This window comes from Salmonella sp. FC25216 (assembly GCF_057751355.1).
This window is the reverse complement of the sequence record NZ_JBDGON010000015.1, coordinates 94,084-104,959: the sequence shown is the minus strand read 5'-3', so window position 1 is coordinate 104,959 and position 10,876 is coordinate 94,084. Positions and strand designations below refer to the sequence as shown.

Annotated in this window: 9 protein-coding genes and 1 pseudogene; all 10 read left to right on the top strand. The window is 36.2% G+C overall.

Going from position 1 to position 10,876, the window contains the following annotated elements; all coding sequences use genetic code 11:
• Positions 1-190, top strand: a pseudogene (locus AC3G3F_RS22075) (phosphomannomutase CpsG); the annotation flags it as partial.
• On the top strand, positions 187-1,053 hold the full coding sequence (locus AC3G3F_RS22070; protein ID WP_220545241.1) for an alpha-1,2-fucosyltransferase: 867 nt from the start codon (positions 187-189) through the stop codon (positions 1,051-1,053). The pseudogene AC3G3F_RS22075 and the gene AC3G3F_RS22070, both read left to right, overlap by 4 nt.
• 11 nt (positions 1,054-1,064) lie before the next feature.
• Positions 1,065-2,042, top strand: a complete 978-nt coding sequence (locus tag AC3G3F_RS22065; protein ID WP_488395772.1) for an O55 family O-antigen polymerase — start codon at positions 1,065-1,067, stop codon at positions 2,040-2,042.
• Positions 2,043-2,062: 20 nt separating this feature from the next.
• Positions 2,063-3,334 (top strand): oligosaccharide flippase family protein, encoded by a 1,272-nt coding sequence (locus AC3G3F_RS22060; protein ID WP_079796739.1) that lies wholly within the window; start codon positions 2,063-2,065, stop codon positions 3,332-3,334.
• Positions 3,328-4,122, top strand: coding sequence for a glycosyltransferase (locus AC3G3F_RS22055; RefSeq protein WP_079796740.1), 795 nt, complete (start codon positions 3,328-3,330; stop codon positions 4,120-4,122). Before AC3G3F_RS22060 ends, AC3G3F_RS22055 begins: the two co-directional genes overlap by 7 nt.
• Positions 4,123-4,132: 10 nt before the next feature.
• Positions 4,133-4,888 carry a glycosyltransferase family 2 protein gene (locus tag AC3G3F_RS22050; RefSeq protein ID WP_079796741.1) on the top strand — a complete coding sequence of 252 codons (756 nt, stop codon included), beginning with the start codon at positions 4,133-4,135 and terminating at the stop codon, positions 4,886-4,888.
• A gap of 72 nt (positions 4,889-4,960) precedes the next feature.
• Positions 4,961-6,367, top strand: coding sequence for an NADP-dependent phosphogluconate dehydrogenase (gene gndA / locus AC3G3F_RS22045; RefSeq protein ID WP_063390589.1), 1,407 nt, complete (start codon positions 4,961-4,963; stop codon positions 6,365-6,367).
• A 116-nt stretch (positions 6,368-6,483) separates the two neighbouring features.
• Positions 6,484-7,407, top strand: a complete 924-nt coding sequence (locus tag AC3G3F_RS22040) for an NAD-dependent epimerase/dehydratase family protein (RefSeq protein WP_079796742.1) — start codon at positions 6,484-6,486, stop codon at positions 7,405-7,407.
• Entirely contained in the window at positions 7,404-8,570 is a 1,167-nt protein-coding gene (locus AC3G3F_RS22035) for a DegT/DnrJ/EryC1/StrS aminotransferase family protein (RefSeq protein ID WP_079796743.1), read from the top strand. Before AC3G3F_RS22040 ends, AC3G3F_RS22035 begins: the two co-directional genes overlap by 4 nt.
• Before the next feature lie 1,078 nt (positions 8,571-9,648).
• Positions 9,649-10,815 (top strand): UDP-glucose 6-dehydrogenase, encoded by a 1,167-nt coding sequence (gene ugd / locus AC3G3F_RS22030; protein WP_023245867.1) that lies wholly within the window; start codon positions 9,649-9,651, stop codon positions 10,813-10,815.
• The last annotated feature ends 61 nt before the right edge of the window (positions 10,816-10,876 follow it).

Below are 10,876 nucleotides of genomic sequence, written 5' to 3'. Positions count from 1 at the left end.
GGATGAGGCGCAGGCGGTGGATCGTACTGACGGCATCAGTATGTCGTTTGCCGACTGGCGTTTCAACCTGCGCTCGTCGAACACCGAACCGGTGGTGCGCCTGAATGTGGAGTCTAAAGGTAAACAAGAAATTATGAAAAAAATGGCTTGTATAATTATAGATATAATGAAAAAGGAAAAGGAAGAATGAAAATAGTTGTGATAAGGTTGACTGGAGGGTTAGGCAATCAACTTTTCCAATACGCTATGGGTTATGCTGAAGCAAAAGAGCAAAATTGTCAGCTGAAAATAGATCTGCGTGGCTATAAAAAATATCACTTACATGGTGGCTATCGTTTAAATAATTTAAAAATTAAACCTGCAATGCTTACAAAAAGAGAGATGTTATATTTTCCGAATATACTAGTTCGCGCTATAAATAGATATCCTAGATTATCTTTATATCTAAAGAGGTTTGAGTCAGAATATTTTCCAGTAAAAAATAAAGAACATAGTAAGTCAATCGAATTTATTGGCTTTTGGCAAAATGAACAATATTTTAAAAGATATAAAAATGAGTTGCGTAAAATATTTACTCCTGTGAATCTAAGTTCAGATGTTTTGAAACTTAAAGAAAGAATACAAGGACAAAATTCTATTGCTCTCCATATTAGGCGAGGCGATTATATATCTAATCATGAGGCAATGAATACTCATGGGGTTTGCTCCTTGAATTATTATATTTCCAGTGTGTCTTATGTTAAGAGAATGGTTGCTAACATTTCTTTTTTTGTATTCAGTGACGATATACAATGGTGCAAGGAAAATGCAAGAGAAATATTTAATAGTGATGATGAAGTCAACTATGTTGAAGGCAATAGTCAAGAGGTAGATATGTGGCTAATGTCAGCAGCGAAGCACCATATCATAGCAAATAGCTCTTTTAGTTGGTGGGGAGCATGGCTTGCTAGGGATGCAAATAATATGACAATTGCACCAATTCCATGGTTTGATAAAAAAGAACTTTCAGGATTTGATCCGTGTCCAGAAAGTTGGATAAGAATTAAAAAATAAGAGTTCTTGTAATGTTCAAAAAGAAAAGTATATTTGTTTTTTTAGGGCTTCTTTGCTCTATACTTCTTGCGTTACCTTTAGCTATGCAAGGCGGTTTTGATGATTCCTTAGTTTACTATTCACAAGCTGATTATATATGGAGTTACGGTTTATATGATGGACTAAGAGCTATTTATATACAAACAAATAAATTTGAGCCCGCTATGGGGCTACTATTTTTTATAGAAGGGTTTATTGTTACCGAAAAATTCTATTTTTTATTACTTAATTTAACACTAGTAAATTTTATTACAGTTTTGATATATATAAAAATTAATGAACAATCAAATACAAGTATAAGTTTTATATATGCAATACTATTGCTCTCTACATATTATATTTTTTCTAATAATATTTACGTGTGGAGGACAATCATTTCTTTATACTTTTTTATTTTGTTTGTTTTTTCTAAATCAAAGAGTTGCAAGGTTATTTTTTTCTCATTGGGGTTTTTGTTTCATTACTCATTTTTACTATTTTATTTTTGTTATATAATATGTAAATTTAATAAGTCAAGTTTGAAATTTTTTTTGATATATGCATTTTTATTTTCTTTATTTATTTCTAATGTATTAAATTTTTTAAGTTATTTTTCTTTTTTTGTTTCAGGGGGGGAACTAACGATCTTCTTGGATAAAAGTAGTGATAGTATTAAGAGGATTATTATTGGAGTATCATTCCTTATTATATTGATCATGGTTAAGGTTGATAAGAAAAGTTATAGTTGGAGTCTTTATAAATTATCCTTGTTTTTCTGTATATTATCGATTGCGCTTTATCAAAACTGGCAGTTATCCTGGAGGGTATTTGTTCCCGCAGCTACTTTAGGGAGTGCTATAGTTTTAGCGAATATAAGAAAGGATAATATAATCCCTTTTTTGGGGGTGGTTTTATCAACTATCCCCACAATGAGAATAATTTACAATTTATTATATCTAGGACATCCATAATCTAATGAGATATTCATAATATGTTTAAGAACAAAAAAAAAGCAGAGATGATAAAAAATGGAATATCTAATTATGTTTGCGTAGCATGGATGGGTGGAATTAGTATTCTGATTTTACCCTATTATCTGCATATACTTGGTGCCACCCAGTGGGGAATAGTAGCTATTTGCATTACTATACAGGCGTTAATGTTATTAGCTGATATGGGCATGGCTCAAATAATGCCAAGAGATATAGCCAAGCATAGTTTTGATAAAAACAAATTATATGCTATATATAATGGCTTTTATAAGGTATATATATATCTTGCTTTTTTTATATCAACGACAATTATTATATTAAGTTATTATATTGTCTATCATTGGCTCAATGTAACAATTAAATATGACACTTTGGTTTGTATTATATTGTTAGCTATTCAATTTTTATTCCAATTCCCTAATAATGCAAATATAGGTTTCTGGAATGGAACATTGCAACAACATAAGTCGAATATCAGACAATGTTTTTTCTTTACGTTAAGACATATTATCGCTTTTACTCTTGTTTATAACTGGCCATCGGCGATATCATATCAAATCGGTTTTTGTTTAGTTGCTATATGCGAATCTTTAATAAACTCTTATAATATTTATTCTGAATTGAAAAGCTACAATTGTAAAAAAGAACATTTGTTTAGTATAAAAAAAATATTTTCCGAAAGCGGTGCTTTATCTGCTGCTGTACTTATTGGATTACTGGTAACCCAACTAGACAGAATAATCCTTAGCCGAACGCTTGATTTAACCATCTACGGGTATTATATATTAGGAGCAACGCTGGCTCAATATTTTCTTCAGCTACAGTACCCACTACTTAGAGTTTTTTTTCCGCGTTTAGCTATTAACTTAAATAAAAAGACAATTTTTGCATTGTTAAAATGCATGTGTCTTTTCTGCGTACTTCCATGTATTATTATGATAATAATAGCCCCATACTTTTTGAAGTATTGGTTGAATAATTATCAAGCAGCAATGGTAGCTTTATGGCCTCTTAGGTTAATTCTTGGTGCAATAGCAATTAATTCTCTTTATAATATTATTTATCAAGTTCTTTTAATCAAAGAAGAAACTAAATTGATACTTTCTATAAATATAATTTCGCTTGTGGCTGTATCGGTTGTTGTTTCCGCTTTGGCTGAAAGATTGAGTGTAATAGCTGGTGGTATTGGGTGGGTAGTTTGTGCTTTCATACAATTGATAATTTCAATAATTTGGTTTTTTAAAAAAAGGGATAGTATATTATCATGTTAACAGAAGTCAGACCTGTTTCTACTACTAAACCGCTAGTATCAGTTATTTTACCTGTAAATAAATTTAATCCTTATTTAGATAGGGCAATTCATAGTATTTTATCACAATCTTATCCTTCAATTGAATTGATTATAATAGCAAATAATTGCACAAATGATTTTTTTGATGCTTTAAAGAAAAGAGAATGTGAAACTATAAAGGTGCTTAGAACAAATATCGCATATTTACCATATTGTTTAAATAAGGGGCTTGATCTTTGTAATGGTGATTTTGTTGCCCGCATGGATTCTGATGATATATCACATCCTGAAAGGATTGATCGACAAGTTGACTTTTTAATAAATAATCCGGATATAGATGTCGTTGGCACCAATGCAGTATATATTGATGAGGACGATATTGAACTTGAGAAAAGTAATTTGCCTGAAAATAACAATGCCATAAGAAAAATGCTACCCTACAAATGCTGTTTAGTACATCCTTCAGTAATGTTTAGAAAAAATGTGGTAATAACCTCTGGTGGGTATATGTTTGCAAATTATTCTGAAGATTATGAGTTATGGAATAGATTGGCAGTGGAGGGAAGGAATTTTTATAATTTATCTGAATATTTGCTTTATTATCGACTTCATAATAATCAAAGTACATCAAAGAATAACTTATTTATGGTTATGGTCAATGATGTGGCAATTAAAGTCAAATATTTTTTGTTGACTAAAAAAGTAAGTTATCTTTTGGGAATTATTAGGACTGTTTTTTCTGTTTTTTATTGTAAATATATAAAGTGAGGCATTTTCTTTGAAAACAGTTAGCGTTGTTATTCCGTGTTTTAACAGTATTGGTACTATTGATCAAGCGCTAAATTCAGTTTATAAGCAAACCTATAATATTTTGGAAATTATATGTATAGATGATTGTTCAATTGATAACACATATGAATATATAAAAAACAATCATCCTACAGTGAAGCTTTTTAAGAATAAAAATAATATGGGGCCAGCTGCCAGCAGAAATATCGGTGCCTCATATTGCTCTGGAGAATTTATAGCATTTTTAGATGCTGATGATACTTGGTTTTCAGATAAAACAAAACTGCAAATGGCTTTAATTGAAAGGTATGGGCTTGATTTTATTGGATCATCATTTGTAGTAGATAAAAGTGAAACCGAAACGAATACATCAACATGTCGCATAATCACTACTAGAGAGTTAGCATTCAAAAATTATTTCCCAACACCGTCAGTTATCCTTCGAAAGGATTTAGTTCGTTTCGATGAATCGATGGGGTTCGCTGAAGACTATGATTTATGGTTGAGGCTATCAATAGCAAACTGTGTTATGGGATTTATAGATCAGCCACTGGTTTCTCTTGGGAAACCTAGTTTTGGTTACTCAGGATTAAGTTCAAATCTATTTAGAATGCAATGCGGTGAATTAAAATCTTTATCAAACTCTCTAAAAAAGGATTTAGTTTATTATTTTGCTATAATGTGGTCAATTCTAAAATTTTTACGTAGATTAGTTATTGTTTCATTTAGGCGCATCCTAAGTTAATATATGTATTGATATGACTGAACTCTACATACAATATCAAGCATATCGAATCACACCTGACAGGAGTATGTAATGTCCAAGCAACAGATCGGCGTCGTCGGTATGGCAGTGATGGGGCGCAACCTCGCACTCAACATCGAAAGCCGTGGTTATACCGTCTCCGTTTTCAACCGCTCCCGTGAAAAGACCGAAGAAGTGATTGCCGAGAATCCCGGCAAAAAGCTGGTGCCTTATTACACGGTGAAAGAGTTTGTTGAATCCCTTGAAACGCCTCGTCGTATCCTGTTAATGGTGAAAGCGGGCGCAGGTACTGACGCAGCCATCGATTCGCTGAAACCGTATCTGGAAAAAGGCGATATCATTATTGACGGCGGCAACACTTTCTTCCAGGACACGATCCGTCGCAATCGTGAGCTGTCTGCGGAAGGTTTTAACTTTATCGGTACCGGTGTTTCCGGTGGCGAAGAGGGCGCGCTGAAAGGGCCATCCATTATGCCTGGCGGTCAGAAAGACGCCTATGAACTGGTGGCGCCGATCCTGACGAAGATTGCTGCCGTGGCAGAAGATGGCGAACCGTGCGTGACCTATATCGGTGCCGATGGTGCAGGTCACTACGTCAAGATGGTCCACAATGGTATTGAATATGGCGATATGCAGCTTATTGCCGAAGCGTATTCGTTGCTGAAAGGAGGCCTGAACCTCAGCAATGAAGAGTTGGCGAGCACCTTTACTGAGTGGAATAACGGCGAGCTGAGCAGTTATCTGATCGACATCACCAAAGACATCTTCACTAAAAAAGATGAAGACGGAAATTACCTGGTGGATGTCATTCTGGATGAAGCTGCCAACAAAGGGACCGGTAAATGGACCAGCCAGAGCGCGCTGGATCTTGGCGAACCGCTGTCGCTGATTACCGAATCCGTCTTTGCGCGTTACATCTCTTCGCTGAAAGCGCAACGTGTTGCCGCATCTAAAGTGCTCTCTGGGCCGAAAGCGCAGCCGGCGGGTGACAAAGCGGAATTTATCGAGAAAGTGCGTCGCGCGCTGTATCTTGGCAAGATCGTCTCCTATGCGCAGGGCTTCTCGCAGCTACGCGCCGCGTCTGATGAATATCACTGGGACCTCAACTACGGCGAGATCGCTAAAATTTTCCGTGCGGGCTGTATCATTCGCGCTCAATTCCTGCAAAAGATCACCGATGCTTACGCAGAAAACGCCGGTATTGCCAATCTGCTGTTAGCGCCTTACTTCAAGAAAATTGCTGACGAGTACCAGCAGGCGCTGCGCGATGTCGTGGCTTACGCGGTGCAGAACGGCATTCCGGTGCCGACATTCTCTGCAGCGGTGGCCTACTATGACAGCTATCGCGCCGCAGTACTGCCAGCTAACCTGATTCAGGCGCAGCGTGACTACTTTGGTGCGCACACCTATAAACGTACTGATAAAGAAGGCATTTTCCATACCGAATGGTTGGAATAACGATGCTATAACATTAAAAATTGCGATCTGAGTGATAAAGTTGATATCACAGATCGCAATTTTGTTATTTTTTCTAAAAGTTAGATATATCTATTAGGTAATACGCTAGAGGTGATATGAAAATTCTGTTGACGGGTTCAACCGGAATGGTCGGACGTAACATTGTTGATAATAGTAATTCAAGTAATTATGAGTTACTATGCCCAACTAGCACTGAGTTAAATTTGCTTGATAATAAAGCTGTCTATAACTATATCTCATGCTATTCTCCTGATTTAATTATTCATGCTGCAGGTTTAGTTGGTGGAATACAAGCAAATATAAAACACCCAGTTGATTTTCTAGTGTCAAACCTAATGATGGGGATTAACATTGTAAATGAGGCTAAAAATTGTGGTGTTAAGCATTTTATAAATTTAGGAAGTTCTTGCATGTATCCTAAAGATATTGATACAGCAATTTCTGAAGATGCTTTGCTTACAGGTAAGTTAGAGGATACTAATGAAGGATATGCAATTGCCAAAATCACTGTAGCAAAACTGTGCGAATATATAACTAGAGAAAATAAAGAGTATCATTATAAAACCATCATACCATGTAATCTATATGGAAAATATGATAAATTTGATGAAAATTCCTCACATATGATTCCTGCTGTTATAAATAGAATACATAATGCAAAGATTAATAATATTAAAGTAATTGACATTTGGGGGGATGGTGAGTCCCGCCGTGAATTTATGTATGCAGAAGATTTGGCTAATTTTATTTACCAGGTAATTCCAAACATCCAACGACTGCCAAATATGCTGAATGTTGGATTAGGTCATGATTTTACGATTAATGATTATTACAGAATCATAGCTGAAGAAATAGGGTATACAGGTGGTTTTACTCATGATTTAACAAAGCCTGTCGGTATGAGAAGGAAGCTAGTTGATATCAGTTTGTTGAAAGAATTTGACTGGAAATATCAGTTTGAATTGAAAGATGGTATAAAAGAAACTTATAAATACTATTTGGAGAATATATATAAATGATTAACTATCCATTAGCAAGTAGCACTTGGGATGATTTAGAATATAAAGCAATTCAATCGGTTATAGACTCTAAAATGTTTACGATGGGGGAATGTGTAAAAAAATACGAAACTCAATTCGCAGAGACATTTGGAAGCAAATATGCCGTGATGGTTAGCTCAGGTTCTACAGCTAATTTATTAATGATTGCTGCCTTGTTCTTGACGAAAACTCCGAAATTAAAAAAAGGTGATGAAATAATAGTTCCGGCTGTTTCTTGGTCAACTACTTATTATCCGTTGCAGCAATATGGTCTGAAAGTAAAATTTGTTGATATCGATATAAATACTTTGAATATTGACATCGAGAGCTTAAATGAAGCTGTTACAGATAATACCAAAGCAATACTTACGGTAAACTTATTAGGTAATCCTAATAATTTCGATGAGATTAGGAAGATAATTGGTGGCAGAGATATTATCTTATTGGAAGACAACTGTGAGTCTATGGGGGCAATGTTTAATAGTAAATGTGCAGGTACCTTCGGTTTGATGGGGACATTTAGTTCATTTTATTCTCATCACATTGCTACGATGGAAGGTGGGTGTATTGTTACTGATGACGAAGAAATTTATCATATATTATTATGCATTAGAGCTCACGGCTGGACGCGAAACTTACCAAAAAATAATAGAGTTACTGGTATGAAGAGTGATGATCAATTTGAAGAGTCATTCAAATTTGTTTTGCCAGGTTATAATGTTAGACCACTAGAAATGAGCGGTGCAATAGGTATAGAACAATTAAAAAAATTGCCAGGATTTATTTCAGTGAGAAGGAAAAATGCTGAGTATTTTCTCGAAAAATTTAAAGACCATCCATATTTGGACGTGCAACAAGAAACTGGCGAGAGTAGTTGGTTCGGTTTCTCATTTATCATAAGGAAAGGTTCTGGTGTTATCAGGAAAGAGCTTGTTGAAAAATTGAATTCGGCAAGGATTGAGTGTAGACCTATCGTTACTGGTAATTTCCTGAAAAATAAAGATGTTCTTAAGTACTTCGACTATACCGTTCATAACAACGTAGTTAACGCTGAGTATTTAGACAAGAATGGTCTTTTTGTTGGTAACCATCAGATAGAATTATTTAATGAAATTGATTATCTCAGAAAAATATTGAAATAATTAAAAAGTGGATAAATTCTTGATTCGAATGCTCATAGGAAATTTTTTAATAAATGTTTCGAACAGGATGGGGCTACCTTGAGAGTCTTTCTCTATATGATAGTTGTTACAAGTAGTAATGTTCTAACTTACAGTTAAGTTACTAAGGTTTTTATATGAATTTTTATATTTATATATATCACCTATACAAAATTGCTGATACTTACGCCAATAAAAGTCAGTGCCAGTTTTCTCTAGCCGTTGCGTATAATATATCTGCCTTACAGGCAGCTTGTCCGATTACTTGATTTAGTAATGGCTTGATTATTCGCATTTATGTATTCCAATATGTCTGCGAAGATGTCGGGGTTGATACGGCATTGCCGGATTAAACTGATTTAGCCCAGCAGTAAATCTAGACCCGGAGCGCTCCTTGACTGCACCCCAAAAGTTGGCCCCCCAACTGAGTAAGGTGCAGTTTTTTATGGCAAAGCCCAGGTATTCACTCAAAACCAGACTGGCAGTAATCAGACACTACCTCTTCGGTAATAATGGGACACACCGAACCGCAGAACGATTTGGTGTCGAAAGAGCATCTGTTTGTCGCCGGGTCAGAGCATGGCAACTACACGATATTGATGGCATAAGCTGGAAAAATGACCGCCACTCCCCGGAGTTCATAGCTGCTGTTGTTCGGACGGTGCTCAATGGAGAACTTTCGAAGCGAGAAGCCGCTGCACGGTTTAATATCTCAAATGAAATCATTGTCCGACACTGGGTAAATGTCTACAAAGATGCTGGATCAAATCAAAGGGCCTGATTCTTGTAGAATACCGAATTCAGGCTCTGAAGGCAGCTTTACATGAACTGTCCAGGTTTATGGGACAGTTCAAATACCGGGCTTTTTTTATCTCTATTCTTATTGATTTATCGTGTTTGCTTAATATTAACTTAATAATCTGTGTTTATCGTAATGAAGATAATCTGAATTGTTTTCGTCTGCGTTGCAGTTTATTTACTCAGGCGTTAAAACTTTACTATCTTATCAGGATGCGAAATACATCATGATTCATAATTAAGTTAATTCTGAGAGTAAATAATGAAAATCACGATATCCGGGACGGGTTATGTTGGCTTGTCTAATGGTTTGCTTATTGCACAACACCATGATGTGGTGGCGTTAGACATTGTTCCTTCCCGTGTTGAACTATTAAATAATCGGATATCTCCGATAGTTGATAAAGAAATTCAGCAATTTTTAAAAGAAGATAACATCAGATTCAGGGCAACGCTGGATAAGTTTGATGCGTACCAGAATGCGGATTATGTCATTATTGCTACACCTACGGATTACGATCCAAAAACCAACTATTTTAATACGTCCAGTGTGGAATTGGTCATTCAGGATGTGATAAGCATCAACCCCGCAGCCGTTATGGTTATTAAGTCTACGGTGCCGGTAGGCTTCACTGCGGCAATGCGTCAGAAGTTTGCGACAGAAAATATCATTTTCTCCCCAGAGTTTTTACGTGAAGGCAAAGCGCTTTACGATAACCTTTATCCTTCGCGTATCGTTATTGGTGAACAGTCTGATCGCGCCAGAGAGTTTGCCGCGTTACTCCAGGAAGGCGCTATTAAGCAGGAGATTCCAACGCTGTTTACGGACTCCACTGAAGCGGAAGCCATTAAACTTTTTGCCAATACTTACCTCGCCATGCGAGTCGCTTATTTTAATGAATTAGACAGTTATGCTGAAACGTTAGGATTAAATACCCGACAAATTATTGAAGGGGTGTGCCTCGATCCGCGTATTGGCAACCATTATAATAATCCCTCTTTTGGTTATGGCGGATATTGTTTGCCAAAAGATACCAAACAGTTGCTGGCTAACTATAAGTCGGTGCCTAATAATATTATTTCCGCTATCGTTGAAGCAAATCGTACACGTAAAGATTTTATTGCCGACGCTATCCTCGCCCGAAAACCTAAGGTGGTGGGAATTTATCGCCTGATCATGAAGAGTGGCTCCGATAACTTCCGCGCCTCATCGATTCAGGGGATTATGAAGCGCATTAAAGCGAAAGGCGTAGAGGTCATTATCTATGAACCGGTAATGAAAGAAGACGCTTTTTTCAACTCTCGCCTTGAGCGTGATTTGCGCTGCTTTAAACAACAGGCGGACGTTATTATTTCTAACAGGATGGCTGCAGAGCTTTCGGATGTCGCTGAAAAAGTGTATACCCGCGATCTTTTCGGTAGCGACTAATAAAACTTCGGGGCTTGATGAATCCCGATGATTTATTGACCAAATAAATGGAAAAAAATGT

What these genes read in the sequence shown, in the direction of transcription:
- AC3G3F_RS22035 (WP_079796743.1), top strand. Translation starts at nt 7,404, where the DNA reads ATGATTAACTATCCATTAGCAAGTAGCACTTGGGATGATTTAGAATAT.
- AC3G3F_RS22060 (WP_079796739.1), top strand. Translation starts at nt 2,063, where the DNA reads ATGTTTAAGAACAAAAAAAAAGCAGAGATGATAAAAAATGGAATATCT.
- gndA (WP_063390589.1), top strand. Translation starts at nt 4,961, where the DNA reads ATGTCCAAGCAACAGATCGGCGTCGTCGGTATGGCAGTGATGGGGCGC.
- AC3G3F_RS22065 (WP_488395772.1), top strand. Translation starts at nt 1,065, where the DNA reads ATGTTCAAAAAGAAAAGTATATTTGTTTTTTTAGGGCTTCTTTGCTCT.
- AC3G3F_RS22070 (WP_220545241.1), top strand. Translation starts at nt 187, where the DNA reads ATGAAAATAGTTGTGATAAGGTTGACTGGAGGGTTAGGCAATCAACTT.
- AC3G3F_RS22040 (WP_079796742.1), top strand. Translation starts at nt 6,484, where the DNA reads ATGAAAATTCTGTTGACGGGTTCAACCGGAATGGTCGGACGTAACATT.
- ugd (WP_023245867.1), top strand. Translation starts at nt 9,649, where the DNA reads ATGAAAATCACGATATCCGGGACGGGTTATGTTGGCTTGTCTAATGGT.
- AC3G3F_RS22055 (WP_079796740.1), top strand. Translation starts at nt 3,328, where the DNA reads ATGTTAACAGAAGTCAGACCTGTTTCTACTACTAAACCGCTAGTATCA.